This is a genomic window from Streptomyces sp. B8-7 (genome assembly GCF_058833805.1).
Window position 1 is genome coordinate 41,677 of record NZ_JBYRRL010000006.1, and the last position, 15,472, is coordinate 57,148.

The 15,472-nt window shown below is 70.7% G+C and carries 14 protein-coding genes and 2 pseudogenes; 8 read left to right on the forward strand and 8 right to left on the reverse strand.

Going from position 1 to position 15,472, the window contains the following annotated elements:
* Nucleotides 1-11 precede the first annotated feature (11 nt).
* From AC5K6T_RS28495 to AC5K6T_RS28505, 3 genes are all read left to right on the forward strand, one after another.
* A complete protein-coding gene (locus AC5K6T_RS28495) occupies nt 12-194 on the forward strand; it encodes a DUF397 domain-containing protein (RefSeq protein ID WP_493213582.1) in 183 nt (60 codons plus the stop codon).
* A gap of 282 nt (nt 195-476) precedes the next feature.
* Complete coding sequence (locus AC5K6T_RS28500) at nt 477-1,319, forward strand: hypothetical protein (protein ID WP_493213584.1); 843 nt, start codon at nt 477-479, stop codon at nt 1,317-1,319.
* 364 nt (nt 1,320-1,683) lie between these two features.
* A complete protein-coding gene (locus tag AC5K6T_RS28505) occupies nt 1,684-2,562 on the forward strand; it encodes a C1 family peptidase (RefSeq protein ID WP_493213586.1) in 879 nt (292 codons plus the stop codon).
* Nucleotides 2,563-2,910: 348 nt separating this feature from the next.
* Here the strand turns inward: AC5K6T_RS28505 and AC5K6T_RS28510 are convergent, their stop codons facing one another.
* A complete protein-coding gene (locus tag AC5K6T_RS28510; protein ID WP_493213588.1) occupies nt 2,911-5,247 on the reverse strand; it encodes a family 20 glycosylhydrolase in 2,337 nt (778 codons plus the stop codon).
* A 266-nt stretch (nt 5,248-5,513) separates the two neighbouring features.
* Nucleotides 5,514-5,618, reverse strand: a pseudogene (locus AC5K6T_RS28515) (IS5/IS1182 family transposase); the annotation flags it as partial.
* A gap of 370 nt (nt 5,619-5,988) precedes the next feature.
* Here AC5K6T_RS28515 and AC5K6T_RS28520 point away from each other — a divergent pair.
* The gene (locus AC5K6T_RS28520; protein ID WP_493213590.1) at nt 5,989-6,489 is read left to right on the forward strand and encodes a GNAT family N-acetyltransferase; all 501 of its coding nucleotides are present in this window, start codon (nt 5,989-5,991) and stop codon (nt 6,487-6,489) included.
* A 666-nt stretch (nt 6,490-7,155) separates the two neighbouring features.
* Here AC5K6T_RS28520 and AC5K6T_RS28525 read toward each other — a convergent pair.
* A complete protein-coding gene (locus AC5K6T_RS28525; RefSeq protein ID WP_493213592.1) occupies nt 7,156-8,313 on the reverse strand; it encodes an acyl-CoA dehydrogenase family protein in 1,158 nt (385 codons plus the stop codon).
* A 192-nt stretch (nt 8,314-8,505) separates the two neighbouring features.
* Between AC5K6T_RS28525 and AC5K6T_RS28530 the strand changes: the two genes are divergently transcribed.
* Nucleotides 8,506-9,849, forward strand: a complete 1,344-nt coding sequence (locus tag AC5K6T_RS28530) for a UDP-glucose dehydrogenase family protein (RefSeq protein ID WP_493213594.1) — start codon at nt 8,506-8,508, stop codon at nt 9,847-9,849.
* A 457-nt stretch (nt 9,850-10,306) separates the two neighbouring features.
* Here the strand turns inward: AC5K6T_RS28530 and AC5K6T_RS28535 are convergent.
* From AC5K6T_RS28535 to AC5K6T_RS28545, 3 genes and pseudogenes are all read right to left on the reverse strand, one after another.
* Nucleotides 10,307-10,519, reverse strand: a pseudogene (locus AC5K6T_RS28535) (methyltransferase domain-containing protein); the annotation flags it as partial.
* A 148-nt stretch (nt 10,520-10,667) separates the two neighbouring features.
* On the reverse strand, nt 10,668-11,153 hold the full coding sequence (locus AC5K6T_RS28540) for a hypothetical protein (protein ID WP_493213596.1): 486 nt from the start codon (nt 11,151-11,153) through the stop codon (nt 10,668-10,670).
* The gene (locus tag AC5K6T_RS28545) at nt 11,150-11,413 is read right to left on the reverse strand and encodes a DUF7848 domain-containing protein (protein WP_493213597.1); all 264 of its coding nucleotides are present in this window, start codon (nt 11,411-11,413) and stop codon (nt 11,150-11,152) included. Before AC5K6T_RS28545 ends, AC5K6T_RS28540 begins: the two co-directional genes overlap by 4 nt.
* A gap of 358 nt (nt 11,414-11,771) precedes the next feature.
* On the opposite strand from AC5K6T_RS28545, the gene AC5K6T_RS28550 reads away from it, so the two are divergent.
* Together AC5K6T_RS28550 and AC5K6T_RS28555 are read left to right on the forward strand one after the other, a co-directional pair.
* Complete coding sequence (locus AC5K6T_RS28550; RefSeq protein WP_493213599.1) at nt 11,772-12,599, forward strand: helix-turn-helix domain-containing protein; 828 nt, start codon at nt 11,772-11,774, stop codon at nt 12,597-12,599.
* On the forward strand, nt 12,596-12,805 hold the full coding sequence (locus AC5K6T_RS28555; protein WP_493213601.1) for a DUF397 domain-containing protein: 210 nt from the start codon (nt 12,596-12,598) through the stop codon (nt 12,803-12,805). The genes AC5K6T_RS28550 and AC5K6T_RS28555 overlap by 4 nt, the downstream gene beginning before the upstream one ends.
* Nucleotides 12,806-13,025: 220 nt before the next feature.
* Here the strand turns inward: AC5K6T_RS28555 and AC5K6T_RS28560 are convergent, their stop codons facing one another.
* The gene (locus tag AC5K6T_RS28560; RefSeq protein ID WP_493213602.1) at nt 13,026-13,526 is read right to left on the reverse strand and encodes a CGNR zinc finger domain-containing protein; all 501 of its coding nucleotides are present in this window, start codon (nt 13,524-13,526) and stop codon (nt 13,026-13,028) included.
* A gap of 201 nt (nt 13,527-13,727) precedes the next feature.
* On the opposite strand from AC5K6T_RS28560, the gene AC5K6T_RS28565 reads away from it, so the two are divergent.
* The gene (locus tag AC5K6T_RS28565) at nt 13,728-14,087 is read left to right on the forward strand and encodes a VOC family protein (RefSeq protein WP_493213604.1); all 360 of its coding nucleotides are present in this window, start codon (nt 13,728-13,730) and stop codon (nt 14,085-14,087) included.
* A 61-nt stretch (nt 14,088-14,148) separates the two neighbouring features.
* On the opposite strand, the gene AC5K6T_RS28570 is transcribed toward AC5K6T_RS28565, so the two are convergent.
* On the reverse strand, nt 14,149-15,360 hold the full coding sequence (locus AC5K6T_RS28570; protein ID WP_493213606.1) for a dipeptidase: 1,212 nt from the start codon (nt 15,358-15,360) through the stop codon (nt 14,149-14,151).
* Nucleotides 15,361-15,472: the final 112 nt, after the last annotated feature.

Sequence of the window (15,472 nt, forward strand, 5' to 3'; positions counted from 1 at the left end):
AGAGGCCGATCATGCAGACCCTCCGGTGGCGGAAGTCCACCTACAGCGGAGACAGTTCGAACTGCGTAGAGATAGCCGGCACCCCCACGGCAGTCCACGTCCGCGACTCCAAGACCCCCACCGGGCCCCGCCTCGCCTTCCCGGCAAGGGCCTGGGCCGACTTCATCTCCTGCACCGCGGAAGCGGATCGCTGACCCTGACCCGCCTGCTGTAGTCAAGCTGTGCGCCGACGCGTTCGACGCCGTCTGGGCAGCGGCTGTGCGACATGCGGACTACACGCTGCCCTCCCGACGACGAGGGCGGGCGACTCGCCTCGGGGCGGTCGCGGTGCCCTGCGCGCCACGCAGCCGCGTCGACGGGGGGTCCTGCATCAGACCCGTGAGGCCCGGCCGGAGGACCGTGCGGCGGGGGCGGATGAGGCAGGCTGTTCGTGACCGACCGCCGAACCGGCCCCAGGAGATCGACCTGTGCATGACTTGGAAGCCTTCGCGTCCGTGCTCCGGGGTGACGACGCGATACCGAGAGGCCTCGTCGGGCCGCTCGACATCGTCCGCGTCGCCCCCGAGTTGCGCAGCGTCTTCATCGTCGAGACCGGAGCCGGGGGGACGCAGACGGGAAGGATCGTCTTCGTCAGCGAGACGGGCGGCGGGTCGTTCGACGTGAGGGTGCGGGTGCCCGGGTCGTTCCCGGTGCGGCACATCGGCGACGACGGTGAACGCTTCACCCTCACCAGCACCGACGGCCGTTCCGTGCACGGAACGCCGGGGCAGTTCAGAAGTCTGGCCGAGGTGAGGATCCTCGGTCGGGAGTACAACCCCTCCTACGACCGGCACGCCGAGGAAGCGTTTCTGGCAAGCCACCTCCTCCCGGCCGACCGGCCGCTGCCGGCGCACCTGGAGACCGATGCGGTGCTCGGCGAGGTGCGCCTGCACGACACGCTCCGGGAGTACGAAGCGACCGTACCGGTCGCCGGTGGTGAGATGCGGGTGAGTTTCGACAGCGCCGGCCCGGAGAAGGTGATCGCGTTGCTGCCTCATGCCCACGCGCTGGTCACGGCGTTCGAGCGTGTCCTCCACGACGGAACGGAGTTTCTCTGGAGCTGGGGCGCGGACAGCGTCGAGCCTGAGGAAGAGGAGGAGGAGAGGGCTCGCTTCCGCAACGAGATGCTGCCGGCCGGCGATGTGGTCGTCTACCGGTCGGGAGACTTCGAAGTCCACTTCACAGGGGCCGGCGGCGGCAGCTTCTTCCCGGCCGGGTACTGGCCGGCCGTCCACTTCACGGCCGGCATGACACCCGTCGGTGTCACGGTGCAGGCCTGACGGTCCCGCCCGCCCGGACGGCCCCGCTCCGCCGCCGTGGAGCTTTCGACAACGCGGCAGACGGTCTGGCGGCCCGATCGTGATCGGGTTGCGAGTTCGTGGTCGGCGCCTCCTGCGTGTACGCCCGGTCGCCGTCCACCGCCTGCCCGGGCGCCGGGTGCGGCCCGGTCCTTCAGAAGGCCGCCAGTGTGACCGTTCAAGGATTTAGCGAGCCAAGGTTGACGCGTCATCAATTGCGCGTTCCCCGGAGTTGCACCGCGCGGCAGCCGTGGAAGACTGAAGGTGCGTACACCTGCTTAGCGCCCCGACCAGGACCGGGCGCCAGGCGGCGAACAAGTCGGCCCTCGCAGGAACGTGATACGCCATGAGTAACAACCCGCACATCAACGGTTCGGATGTCGGCATGGGGTGGCTGCCCGACCGTCCGGATGTCCGTGACTACACGCAGGAAACAGGCGACGTCGTGGATCTCGTCGCAAGGACCGGCGCCCTGAAGGTCCAGGCCGTGCCGCGGGCGTACGACCTGCGACCTCAGTGCTCTCCCGTAGTGGATCAAGGGCCTATCGGGTCGTGCACTTCCCATGCGGCGGCCGGGATCATCGAGTACTACCAGCTGCGCACCAACCAGAAGTACACACCCGTGTCCAGGATGTTCGTCTACAAGGCGACTCGAAACCTGCTGCAATGGGACGGCGACACCGGCGCGTACCTGCGCACGACCATGGGCGCCGTCAGGCTGTTCGGCGCTCCTCCGGAGCAGTACTGGCCCTACGATCCCACGCAGTTCGACAAGGAGCCTTCGGCTTTCTGCTACGCGTACGCAGAGCAGTTCCAGGCGCTGAAGTACTATCGGCTCGACACCCCCAACAAGGCCACCGAACAGCTGGTCGACGAGATCAAGTCGCACGTACGCGCGGGGCTGCCGCCGATGTTCGGCTTCACCGTCTACGACAGCTTGTTCCAGGCGCAGAACGGCGACATACCGTTTCCCGCACCCGGCGAAAGGGTCTCCGGCGGCCACGCGGTCGCGGTGGTGGGATACGACGACAACCACGTGGTGACGAGCCCGGTCAACGGACAGAACACTCAAGGGGCGTTCATCATCCGTAATTCCTGGGGCAGTTCGTGGGGCGATTCCGGCTACGGCTACCTGCCGTACCAGTACGTCCTTGCCGCTCTGGCCGAGGACTTCTGGGTCCTCGCCAGCGCGGAATACCTCGACACAGGTGTGTTCGACGCCTGAACCGGCGCCGCGACGAGTCGCCCGGTGGCGCGGGGCGGTCAGGCGACAGCGTGCGACTTCCGGGCCCGGCCAGGGCGTCCCCGGAGGGGCGGCACGACGTCGAACAGGGGCATCAGCTGTGTGACGTCGCTGCGGTCCCCGCCGTCAGGACGATCGCGGGTGAGGGGCCGGGTTCGGGACGTACGCCCCTGGGTGGCTCTGTCAGTCCACGCGGCCGCGGGTGGTCGGCCGGCGGGAGTGACGCGGCTGCAGTACCAGCCGGTCGAGCGGGCGGTCGCGGGTGAGCCGCCGCCCGGGACGGCGGTGCGTCCACGCGGGGCGGCGGCTCAGGTGTGGGACGTTGTCGACTCAGCTCCCGAACACTTGAAGGGACCGGAGCGAGTAGCCCCAGTTGGTGGCACGCTGGGTGCCGTTCATACGGATGTAGCGTCCCGACCCGGTCAGGCCGGTGAGCTCGTCGACGCCGCCGTCACCGGTGGTGGTGCTGTAGATCGTGGTCCAGGTCACGGCGTCGTCGGAGGTCTGGATCTGGTACGCCTTGCCGTAGGCGGTCTCCCAGGTGAGGGTCACGCCGGTGACGGAGTGGGTGGCACCGAGGTCGACCAGCAGCCACTGCGGGTCGGAGTAGCCGCTGGACCAGCGGGTGGCCGACTGGCCATCGGTGGCATTGCCCGGCAGGAACGAGGTGCCGTTCTCGATCGACGAGGCGGTGGTGCGCGTTCCCAGGGCCAGGTCGACGCCGTAGACCTCGAACTCGTAGAGCGAGTAGCCCCAGTTGGTGGCGCGCTGGGTGCCGTTCATACGGATGTAGCGGCCCGAGCCGGTCAGGCCGGTGAGCTCGTCGACGCCGCCGTCACCGGTGGTGGTGCTGTAGATCGTGGTCCAGGTCACGGCGTCGTCGGAGGTCTGGATCTGGTACGCCTTGCCGTAGGCGGTCTCCCAGGTGAGGGTCACGTGGCCGATGGCCTGCGTCTGCCCGAGGTCGACCTGCAGCCACTGCGGGTCGGAGTAGCCGCTGGACCAGCGGGTGGCCGCGTTACCGTCCGTGGCCTTCGCGGCCGCGTGGGAGGTCGCATCGGTCGAGGAGGCCGTGGTGGGCTTGTTCAGGGCCAGGTTTCCCCCGGTGACCGGGGCCTGTGGCCAGGCCGGGTTGCGGCCGACCTTCGTGATCAGCGGCTTGAAGTCGGCGTAGGCGGTCACCGGCTTGGGCGACCCCCACAGCTGCTGGGCCACGATCCGCTGGATGTTCGCGATGCCCTCGGCGGTCTGGTCCTCGGTCTCCGCGGTGGGCTGGTCAGCCCAGATGTGCACCATGCTGCCGCGGTTCTTCGACGGGTCGGTGATGACGGTGCCGCCCTGGAAGGTGTCCGGGGTCCAGGTCTCGTAGCCCCACTGCTCGTTCGGCTTGGATCCGCCCAGCACGTAGTAGGTCGGGTTCCAGCTCTGGTTGGCGAGCTGGTATCCCTGGTTGAGCAGGGTCTGCGCGTTGTTGTAGTTGTACCAGTAGTCGACCAGGATGTCCTTGTTCACGGTGACGGCCGAGCCTCCGCCGATGCCGTCGTTCCACATCCGCAGGGTCTTGCCGCCGGCCCGCACGATGCCGTCGGCCCAGTTGACGAAGCCGAGGTAGGCGTCCTTGGCGTTGGCGTCGGCCCCGTACTGCTGCCGGGCGTAGGTCAGCAGCTGCGGGTAGTTGCTGTAGCCGCCCTTCGGCGAGTACTCGTCGGCGCCGATGTGGAAGTACGGCCCCGGGAACAGCTGCAGGTACTCGTTGATCAGGTCCTTCATCAGCGTGTGGCCAGCCGGGAGGGACACGTCGAGGTAGCCGTTGTTGACCGTTCCGTCGGCGCCTTTGAGCCGCAGGTCGATCGCGGTGTGGGTGGCCGTCGTCGTGTTCTCCCCGGCGAGGAGCGCGGTCATGTGCCCGGGCATGTCGATCTCGGGGATGATCGTGACGTGGTGCTCGGCGGCGAACGCCAGCAGGGTCTGGACGTCGGCCTTGGACAGGTGGTCGGCCGCGACGACCTCCGGGTGGGTGTCGCTCTGGATCCGGAAACCCTTGTGGTCGGACAGGTGAAGATGGAAGGTGTTCATCTTCAGGTAGGCCAGCTCCTGCACCTGGCTCTCGAGCCAGCCAAGGGTGTAGAACTTGCGGCCGTTGTCCACCATCTGTCCCCGCTCGGCCTTGACCGGCCAGTCCTTGGCCGTGCCCCGCGGGACCGCGTAGCTCTGGTGCAGCAGTTGGAGGACGGTGCGGGTGCCGTAGAACGCCCCGGCGTCGGTCCGGGCTGTGATGGTGATCCGGTCGGTCACCGACATGGCGTAGCCCTCGCTGCCGAGGGTGGTGTCGGTCGAGCCGAGGGACAGGAAGATGTCGCCGGCCTGGGCGGCCGAGGTGCCGGTGGTCTGCGTGATGGTGAAGCCGGACAGCGACTTCAGATCGGTGGCGAGGAGCCGGCTGGTGGTGGCGAGCGCCGAGGCGTCTGCCGTGTTGCTGACGATGCGGACCGACGGGGTGAACAGGTAGCTGCCGGACCCTCCGGTCCATTGCTGGAGGGCAGGGATCGTGACCGGCTTGACGTTGGCTGCGTGTGCCGACGGCGGCGACACGGCCGTGACCGCGGTACCGGCGAGTGTCAGGATCACGATCAACAACAGCCGAAGGGGCCGAAAGAGAAGCGCCATGACGGAACTCCGATGGTGAGTCAGTTAAGGGTGGGCCCCCGTGTGGCGGAAATCATCCAAGTGGTCTAGGCCACTGTCAAGAGTTGCTGCCGACGGAATATTTATCCATGGTGGGACCGGCATCCGCGACGCGGCGATCCGTCTGTCGCAGCGCATCGGGAAATGCCGGACCGAGCATCCAGAAACAGGTTTTGGCAGTCGGTTCGGTACGCGTCGATGCGCTCAGAAAGGGCATGCGACATGGGTGGATGTCCCTCTGTCTCCTGGTAGGTTCCTCGCCAGGTACGTGTCGTCTCATCCGTTATGCGCTTGGGGAGGCCGTCGGTCGAGGCGACGTGAATCATGGCCTCGGAGCCGGCGGGCAGGGCCTCGCCGGCAGTTTTCCCATCCTGATCTTTCGCTTCGGTGAGATTCCACCCCACTGCGCCACCAGCGGCTTCTTCCCTTCACCGCGTTCGACGGTGATCTGGAGATCCTTTCGGGGGACCCGGTCAGTCTTCGGTACGGTCCGGCAGCAGGACAGATTCGCGGTGATCTTGTTGCGGTGCAGGTCCGTCGACGTCACGTCCGACCGTGAACTCGCCCTGTCGCCGTCCGCCATCGCTGCCGTGAGTCCGCTCCGCCGAGGAAGACCTCGTCCGCGACGGGGGCTGCCGCGGCAGCCGACCGAGCGCCTGCCGGAGTCTGCTGTCGAAGGCGGGATCACCGGTCACCTCGGCCATGAGATGCGAGGCTGTCGTCATGACTGATCAAGGCGAGGTTTCCGTCGTCCGCTGGCCGCACCGCGCTCCTTCCGCCGGGGCCGGACTGGCCGCGTTGCTGGCGGCCTACCATCTGCGGACGGAGGCCGAGAAGGGCGAGGCTGTCGCCGATGTGGACGGGCTGCCGGAGCGCTACCGGACGGAGATCTCGGACCCGCGGACGGCGTTTGCCGACGATGTGGTGCTGGTGGCTCTGAGCGGGAGCGTCATGGCGGGCTGTCTGGTGGTGACCGCCCCCGGTGACGGGCGGTCGGAGGTCAAGAGGCTCTGGACGGCCCCGGAGTTCCGGGGCCGGGGCATCGCGTCCGGCCTGCTCGGTGCCGCGCTCGCCCATGCCGCCGAGAGCGGCGCGGACACCGTGCGTCTGTCGGTGTGGAGATGGCGGACCGGGGCCATCGCCCTGTACGAGCGGTTCGGCTTCACCGTCACCGAGTCATGGGACGACCGGGATCGGCTGGTGTGCATGGAGCGTGCCGTGTGAGGGGGCACGGCCGCTCGTTGCCGGCCGCCACGAGGACGGCCGCCCGGGGCGGACCGCCGGCCCGTCGTGTCGCGCGGCCCCGGCCCGGTGTCTTCCGGGGCGGTGGACGGCGCGCTCGGCCGCGTGCCGTGCCGTGTGGTCCGGTGGGCCGGACTTCGGGGACCGGCCGCCGTGCGCGCCGCTCTTCCTGCGGCTGCGGGCCCGGTCGCCCCTGTCCGGGATGGTGCAGCGAATCCCGCGTCGCCGCAGGCAGGCGTGGTTCTCCCGGGCGGCGTACGCCGTGTGGCGCACGTCGGCCGGCACGAACGCCCCTGCCGTGAAGGGCAGGGGCGTTCATCGGACGGGACGGGACGGCGGACGGCACGGGACGACGGGCGGGACGGCGAAGGCGGACGGCACGGCGAAGGCCGGACGCGAGGGGCCCTTGCGCCTGCGCCGGTGAGCGGCGGTTCCCCGCCCGCCCGGCGTCAGCCCGGGACTCCCCCGCATGACGCCCATGACCGGAGCGAAACGGACCCGGACGGGCCGGAACGGACTCGGATGAACCCGGACGGGCCCGGATTGACACTGACGGACCGGGGCGGAACCGGGCGGACCCGGGCGGACCGGAAGCCGGGCACCGCCCGCGAGGCCGTCGCGAGCGGTCGCCGCCCTGCGAGGACCCGGCTACGGCAGGTTGCGGGCCATCACGATGCGCTGGACCTGGTTGGTGCCCTCGTAGATCTGGGTGATCTTGGCGTCGCGCATCATGCGCTCGACCGGGTAGTCGCGGGTGTAGCCGTAGCCGCCGAGGAGCTGGACGGCGTCGGTGGTGACCTCCATGGCCACGTCGGAGGCGAAGCACTTGGCCGCGGCGCCGAGGTAGGTCAGGTCGGCGTCGCCGCGCTCGGAGGCGGCGGCGGCCTGGTAGGTGAGGGCGCGGGCGGCCGAGATCTTCATGGCCATGTCGGCGAGCATGAACTGGATGCCCTGGAAGTCGGCGATCGGCTTGCCGAACTGCTTGCGCTCCTTGACGTAGCCCTTGGCGTAGTCGAGGGCGCCCTGGGCGACGCCGAGGGCCTGCGCGGCGATGGTGATGCGGGTGTGGTCGAGGGTCTTCATCGCGGTCGCGAAGCCGGTGCCCTCCGCGCCGATCATGCGGTCGGCCGGGATGCGGACGTTGTCGAAGTAGACCTCGCGGGTCGGGGAGCCCTTGATGCCGAGCTTCTTCTCGGGGGCGCCGAAGGAGACGCCCTCGTCCGACTTCTCGACGACGAACGCCGAGATGCCCTTCGAGCGCTGGGACGGGTCGGTCACGGCCATGACCGTGTAGTACTCCGAGACGCCCGCGTTGGTGATCCAGCGCTTCACACCGTTGAGGACGTAGTGGTCGCCGTCGCGGACCGCCTTCGTCTTCATGCCGGCCGCGTCCGAACCGGCGTCCGGCTCGGACAGGCAGTACGAGAACATGGCGTCGCCCTTGGCGAGCGGGCCCAGGTACTTCTTCTTCAGCTCCTCGGAGCCGGAAAGGATCACCGGCAGGGAGCCCAGCTTGTTCACCGCCGGGATCAGGGAGGAGGAGCAGCACACGCGCGCCACCTCCTCGATCACGATCACGGTGGCGAGGGCGTCGGCGCCCGCGCCGCCGTAGGACTCGGGCACGTGCACGGCGTGCAGGTCGCCCGCGACCAGCGCGTCCAGCGCCTCCTGCGGGAAGCGGGCCTCCTCGTCCACCGCCGCGGCGTGCGGCGCGATCTTCGCCTCGGCCAGGGAGCGGACGGCGTCGCGGAGCATGTCGTGCTCCTCGGACGGGCGGTACAGGTCGAAGTCAGCCGATCCGGCCAAGGTCTCTCACGCTCCAAAGACGCTGCGGTGCTGGCGCTAATTACCGTTAAGTAACCCAAATTTTAGTGCCCCGCCCGTGCGAGGCATACGTGAGCTAGGCGACAGCGGGGAAACTGCCCGCCGACAGGCCCTTCCACGCCCCGGCTATGCTCGGGCACCGCAGCACCGTCGGCACACCTCTGGAGCGCTTCCATGGCCCTGAAGATCACCGTGATCGGCACCGGTTATCTGGGCGCCACACACGCCGCGGCCATGGCGGAACTCGGCTTCGAGGTGCTCGGGCTCGACATCGTCGAGGAGAAGATCGACCTGTTGCGGCAGGGCCGCGTCCCGATGTACGAGCCGGGCCTGGAGGAGCTGCTGCGGCGGCACGTGGCCGGGTTCGAGGGCTCCAGCGGGCGGCTGCGCTTCACCACGGACTACGCCGAGGCGGCCGCCTTCGGCGACGTGCACTTCGTCTGCGTGAACACGCCGCAGCGGCACGGCGACTACGCCTGCGACATGTCGTACGTGGACGCCGCCTTCGCCGCGCTGGCCCCGCACCTGACCGGCCCCGCCCTGGTGGTCGGCAAGTCGACCGTGCCCGTCGGCTCCGCGCAGCGGCTGGCCGGCTACGTCGCCGAGCACGCCCCGGCCGGGGCGGACGCCGAGGTCGCCTGGAACCCGGAGTTCCTGCGGGAGGGCTTCGCCGTGCAGGACACCCTGCACCCGGACCGCATCGTGGCCGGGGTGCGCAGCGAGCGCGCGGAGAAGCTGCTCCGCGAGGTGTACGCGACGCCGATCGGGGAGGGCACCCCGTTCGTGGTGACCGACTTCCCGACCGCCGAGCTGGTCAAGACGTCCGCCAACTCCTTCCTCGCCACCAAGATCTCCTTCATCAACGCCATGGCCGAGGTGTGCGAGGCGGCGGGCGGCGACGTGGTGAAGCTCGCGGAGGCCATCGGCCACGACGACCGGATCGGGAAGAAGTTCCTGCGGGCCGGCATCGGGTTCGGCGGCGGCTGCCTGCCCAAGGACATCCGGGCGTTCATGGCGCGCGCCGGTGAGCTGGGGGCGGACCAGGCGCTGACCTTCCTGCGCGAGATCGACTCGATCAACATGCGGCGGCGCGGCCAGATGGTGGAGATGGCCCGCGAGGCCCTCGGCGGCGGCTCGTTCCTCGGCCGCCGGGTCGCGGTGCTGGGCGCCAGCTTCAAGCCGGACTCCGACGACGTACGGGACTCCCCCGCGCTGAACGTCGCCGGGCAGATCCACCTCCAGGGCGGCCAGGTGACCGTCTACGACCCGAAGGGCATGGCCAACGCGCGGCGGCTGTTCCCCACGCTCGGCTACGCCGACTCGGCGACGGAGGCGGTGCGCGGCGCGGACGTCGTCCTGCACCTCACCGAGTGGCGGGAGTTCCGCGAGCTGGACCCGGCCGAGCTGGGCCGGGCGGCACAGCAGCGGATCATCCTCGACGGGCGCAACGCCCTGGACCCCGAGCTGTGGCGGCAGGCCGGGTGGACGTACCGGGCGATGGGGCGGCCGACGGCCTGAGCGGCCCGGCCGTCCTGAGGGCCCTGTGCCGGGAAGGCCCTGAGCCGGGAGGACCGGGCGTGGGGGTGGCGCGGGGGTGGGGGACGCGCGTCGGCCGCGGTGTCCGCCTGCCGCCCGGTGGAGGCGGTGACGGGGCGTGCTTCCCCACAGGGCCGGGCACCCGGCGGCGCAGCCGGCCGCGGGGCGGTGCGGGGCCGGGCGGCGGACGGGGCGACGCCGGTTCGGCCGAGGCTCAGTCGGCCGAACCGGCGTCTGCACGCATTCTGCACCACGCGGCGCCGCCGCGGCCCGGAACGGGTGCGCCACCCGGCCCTCTGTGCGCTCCGGCACCCTCCGTCCGGGTCCGCCGGGAGCGGGGCGGGAGTGGCACCCTCGCCGCAGCGAGGGAGGGAAGCCGCAGATCGGATGCCCGGACGGGCCCGCGCGGGCGATGAGGGAGGGTCCGCGGTGCCGGAGGTCATCGCGCCCCCATGGATGCGCACCACCGGCCCCGGGACAGGTGGCACACGCCATCGGGCGTGATGCGGACGCGCGCACCGAGTGGCGGTAGTGCCCCCTCGGTGTTGAGGCGGTTCCGGGTGCGTTCCAGGGCATCCCACAGTCGTTGCGGCCCGCCCTGGTGCACGGTCGGCGGGTCGGTCCACTCGGCGGACGCACGTGCCCATGACCCGCTTCCGCGTTGGCCGGGCCGGTCGGCTGCCGGACCGTCACGCGCGACAGCCGACCGGAGTGGAGCCCCGCCCCTGCCGCAGAGCGAGTCGTGGCCCCGTGCTGTCCTGGTCCGGGTCCTATGCGGCGAGGGCGGGAGTATCAGCGCGCTACGTCCACGGGTCCGCAGCGAGGACGTACAGGGGGTGTGACAGTCCGCCGATGCGGTGGGGTATCGGCTCGGGGGTCGCCTGGTCGGGCTGGTCGGCGGGGAGCCGGACCGGACGGACGGACAGGGTGTACGTGCAGTCCGCATCCGGGACCGTGACGAACAGCGGGTGCCCGCCCTTGATGTGCTCGCGTGCCTCGCGTTGCTCGTCCGGGTCGGTAGCCCACACGCGGAGTTCCGCGGGGCAGTCCGGGACGGGCACGGTTGCCGCGCGCATGGTCGGCTGCACCCATGCCGAACGGTGCGGGTCGGGGTCGAGCCGGTCCGCGATGCGCAGTGCCTCGCCGCGGAGCCACCGGAGCACCAGCACGGGGGACATGCTCTGCGTGGTGCTCAGGACGTGGTGCACGGTCTCGCCCGTGCCGTACACCGGTCCTTCCGCGTGCACCTGCGCCCAGTAGCCCGCCGGCTCCGGTCGGCCGGTCATGACGGACCGTCCATCCGCATGGACCACGGGCGGGTGATCACCTCGGCGAACCGGGAGTGGTCGCGGTTCCCCTTCCAGTGGTCCCATGCCCACCGTTTCGCGGTGTCGGGTTCGGTACTCGGCCCGGACTCGGCTCCGCATTCCCTGTCGTCGTCGTCCAGCGTCACACAGCGGAGCGCGTACGTAGGGTCCGGTGCGTCCGGCTCGTCACCGACGGGCACCAACGACCAGTCGATGAACCGTAAGCGGCGACGGGTCACAGCCGATCACCCCTGCTCCGCGCGTTCGCACGGGCGGTCTCCGCGTGCAAGCGCTGCTCAGGGCTCGCCGGCCGCACCTCCGCAGGGTCGACAGACCATTCCATGCCGCCCGTCACGGGGCGCAGGGACCAGGCTCCGCACCACGCGCCCCGGAACTCTCCAACCCGGTCATGCGCATCCACCAACAGTGTGCCGGGGGCCGGGACGTGTGGGGGTTCATGCCGCTCGGTGGGAACGTTCTCGCCGGACACGACCACTCCTCTCCGTAGTGCTTCCACTACCCAAGGCGATTCAGCGTGGCCTAGAGTTGGAGTGTCTTCAACTTACGGAAGCTGCTTGTTGAGTTGGACGGTGACCGTTGAACCGGAGAGAGCTGGATCCCGAAGCATCGCCAAGCGCACGGTTTGGACAGCTACTACGCACGTTGCGGGACGAACGGGGGTGGACACAGGATGAGCTGGCTACCCGTGTCGGATGCTCCGGGGCGCACGTTTCCGCTGTAGAAACTGGTCGCCGCCCTCCAACTCGCCGCTTTGCAGCAAGCCTTGACAGAGCGTTTGGCACCGGGGACAGGTTTGAACGCCAGAGCCGGGCCGCTCGTCACACTGCGCTCATTGAAGGGTTCCCGGAGTACGTTGCACTTGAGGCACGGGCAGCAGAGATCCGGCTGTATGAAGTGGGCGTCATCCCCGGCCTGTTACAGACGCCCGAGTACGCAGCGACATTGGAAGCGGACGCGGTACGGCGGGAGGCAATCACCTCTGAGCAAGCAGACGAACGGGTTGAACTCGCAGTACGGCGGCAAAACAGCCTTGAGCGGACGCCGTCACCTCTGATCACCGCGGTACTTGATGAAGGGTGCATCCTCCGCCCGATGGGAGCCCCCTCGGCCATGGATGCCCAGTTTGCACGCTTGATTGACTTCGCCGACCATCCAAACACCGTGCTGCAGATCGCGCCGTTCTCCATGGGAGCGCGCAGACCCTTCAGCCTGCCCGTCACCGTGCTCACGATGCCGGACCGCTCGTTGGTGTCCTACGCCGAGTCCGCCCATCGGGGCCATCTCGAACGAGAAAGCACGTTCGTACTTCCGATACTGGCGGCCTACCATCAACTACAGGCCGAAGCGCTGTCGCAAGCGGCCTCCGTGGCCATGATCGAACAGCTTCGAAAGGGCACCCCGTGACGACCGATTCCCCCCGCTGGGTCACGTCCTCCTACAGCGGCAACGGCGGCCAGTGCATCCAGGTCGCCACGAACCTCGCCGTTTCTCGCGGCACCGTCCCCGTCCGTGACTCCAAGAACCCGGCTGGTCCCGTGCTGGACCTCCCCGCCGACTCGTTCGCTTCCTTCGTGGCAAGCGTCAAGGGCGGAGAGTTCGGCACCGTCTGACGAGTCGGACCAGCCACACCCGCTCGCGGTAGCCCCACCGTGCTTGGCACGGTGGGGCTTCACCGTGTACCCCCAAGACGACGAAAGCCCCGCCGCACTCCCCGAGTCGGGAAGCACGGCGGGCCCTGGCCGGGGTGCGGTCCGTGAGCCACACCCAGCGGGTGTGCCGCGCCGGGCCGGGTGCGCCCCGGCGCCCTCGTCCGGGTCCGCCGGGAGCCGGCTACTTCGCGCGGTAGCGGCGCATCTTCGCCCGCGCCCCGCACACCTGCATCGAGCACCAGCGGCCGCGGCCGGCCGGGCTGCGGTCGTAGTACGCCCAGTGGCAGGTGTCGGCCTCGCAGGCCTTGAGGCGGGTCCAGGTGCCGGCCACCAGGGCCTCGGCGAGCGCGGCCGCGACCCGGGAGAGCAGGGGGCCGCCGTCGGCGGCGGTGAGGCGGGCGGAGCCGTCGCGGGGGTCCACGTCGAGCAGCAGCGGCGCCCCGGCCAGCAGCGTGCCCAGCCCGGGCACCTCGCGGTGCGGCGGGTGCCCGGCGTGCGCGAGCAGGGCGGCGCGCAGCGACTCGCGCAGCTCGCGGGCGCGCGGCAGCTCCGCCTCGGTGACGGCGAGGCGGGCCCGGCCCTCGGCCGTGTCGAGCGCGTCGGCGCCCGACTCCAGGTCCAGGGTGTTGACCAGGGACTCGATCAGGGCGAGGCCTCCGGGCGCGGGTGATCTCTCGCTCATGGCTGCACGCTACCTGCCTGTCCGTTCTCCCCTTGCGGCGCTTCTTTCCCCTTGCGGCGCCTCCGGTTACCTCCTAGGGTGCCTCATGAAGTAACGGTTACCGTAAAACAGCGTTTGCCGGTAACTTCGTGTTCCCGGAGGCCCGGGGCCCTCGAATGCCGAGGCCCCGAGGCCCTGAAGCCTTTGCTCCCAGGAGGAGTCATGACCGTCGCCAGGCTGGGTTCCGTCGTCCTGGACTGCCCCGACCCCACCGCGCTCGCCGAGTTCTACGCGGGCGTGCTGGGCGGCAGCATCGTGCAGGAGGAGGACTGGGTGGAGCTGAAGGTGCCGGACGGTCCGCCGCTGGCGTTCCAGGCCGCCCCCGGGTACGTCCCGCCGAAGTGGCCCGCCGCCGACCACTCGCAGCAGTTCCACCTCGACCTGACCGTGGCGGATCTGGACACGGCCGAGCGGGAGGTGCTGGCGCTCGGTGCGCGGCCGCTGGAGACCGACGACCGGTCGCGCACCTGGCGGGTCTACGCCGACCCGGCCGGGCACCCGTTCTGCCTCTGCGCCGGCTGAGGCGCCGCGCGGCGCACCCGGCTCACGCGTCGGAGCCACCGCCCCGCCCGGCGCACCCCGGCTATCCGTCCAGCTCCGCGATCCGCGCCGTGGACGGCTCCCGGCGCCGCTGCGCGGCGCGCGCGGTGAAGTCGGCGGTGCGCAGCACCCGCTGGACGTTTCCCCAGGTGAGCAGGGCCACGTCGGGCTCGGACCAGCCGCGTCGCAGCAGTTCGGCGACCAGGCACGGGTAGCCGGAGGCGTCGGCGAGGTCCCGGGGGTGCGCCGCGCCGGTGTCGTACGTGCCGGACAGGCCCACGCTGCCGGGCCCGGCGAGCGCGCGGACGTGGTCGAGGTGGTCGGCGACGTCCCGTACGGTCGGCCCGGTCTGCTCGGCGGTCAGCGGCACCATGCACAGGCCCTGGGCCGCGCCCAGCTCGGCGAGCAGGTCGTCGGGCAGGTTGGCGGGGTGCGGGCGCAGGGCGCGGGCGGCGGAGCGGGTGCAGATCACGGGCGTGCGCGACAGGGCGACGGCGCGGGCGGCGGTGGCTTCCGAGGCCCCGGACAGGTCGGCCAGGACACCGAGCCGGTTCATCTCCCGCACGACCTCCTCGCCGAACCGGGTCAGCCCCGCCTCGCTCGCCCAGGACGTGCCGCTGAGGGTGAGCACGCGCAGCCCCAGCCGGTGCAGGACGCGCAGGATGGCGAGGGAGTCGTCGAGGGCGGCCGCCGTCGCCGGGCCGAGCAGGACGGCGACCCGGCCGCAGTTGCGGGCGTCGATGACCTGCCCGGCGGTGCGTGCCGGGCGCAGCCCCTCGGGGTGCGTGCCGATCACCGAGCGCACCAGGTCCAGCTGTTCCAGCGTGGCGCCGACGGCCCGGTCGGCGGCCAGGCCCTCGGGCAGCTGCAGCGACCAGAACAGCGCGCTCACATGGCCCTCGCGCAGCCGCGGCACGTCCGTGTCGACCGCGCTCTCGCCGAGCTGGAGGTCGTACCAGGGCAGGTGCCGCAGCGCCCACGGCAGGCCGCTGTAGCCGTCGGCGACGGGGTGCTCGTCCAGCAGGGCGCGGGCCCGCCGGAGCAGGTCGCCGTCGGGGTCGGGCTCGGGGCCGAGGACCGGGCCGAGGACGGGCTCGCAGACGGGGTCCGGCGCTGCGGACGGGGCTGCGGCGGACGGGCCCGGTGCGGGCGGCGCCTGGGCCGACGGGTCCTGGGGCTCCGCCGGGCAGGGCTCCGCGAGAGGCAGGCCGCCTATGCCGGTGCTGGGGTGCAGGTCGTCCTGGAGGTCGGCCATGGCGGTCTCCGTACGTCGGGATCAGCGGCGTGATCTCAGCAGTACGGTCACCGTCGCACGGACCGCGGGACCCTTCCTGGTGAGCGCGGCGTTCGGGGGTAGCCCGGCCCGG

What these genes read in the sequence shown, in the direction of transcription:
- AC5K6T_RS28530 (WP_493213594.1), top strand. Translation starts at nt 8,506, where the DNA reads ATGGCCCTGAAGATCACCGTGATCGGCACCGGTTATCTGGGCGCCACA.
- AC5K6T_RS28540 (WP_493213596.1), bottom strand. Translation starts at nt 11,153, where the DNA reads ATGACCGGCCGACCGGAGCCGGCGGGCTACTGGGCGCAGGTGCACGCG.
- AC5K6T_RS28565 (WP_493213604.1), top strand. Translation starts at nt 13,728, where the DNA reads ATGACCGTCGCCAGGCTGGGTTCCGTCGTCCTGGACTGCCCCGACCCC.
- AC5K6T_RS28505 (WP_493213586.1), top strand. Translation starts at nt 1,684, where the DNA reads ATGAGTAACAACCCGCACATCAACGGTTCGGATGTCGGCATGGGGTGG.
- AC5K6T_RS28560 (WP_493213602.1), bottom strand. Translation starts at nt 13,526, where the DNA reads ATGAGCGAGAGATCACCCGCGCCCGGAGGCCTCGCCCTGATCGAGTCC.
- AC5K6T_RS28520 (WP_493213590.1), top strand. Translation starts at nt 5,989, where the DNA reads ATGACTGATCAAGGCGAGGTTTCCGTCGTCCGCTGGCCGCACCGCGCT.
- AC5K6T_RS28570 (WP_493213606.1), bottom strand. Translation starts at nt 15,360, where the DNA reads ATGGCCGACCTCCAGGACGACCTGCACCCCAGCACCGGCATAGGCGGC.
- AC5K6T_RS28495 (WP_493213582.1), top strand. Translation starts at nt 12, where the DNA reads ATGCAGACCCTCCGGTGGCGGAAGTCCACCTACAGCGGAGACAGTTCG.
- AC5K6T_RS28510 (WP_493213588.1), bottom strand. Translation starts at nt 5,247, where the DNA reads ATGGCGCTTCTCTTTCGGCCCCTTCGGCTGTTGTTGATCGTGATCCTG.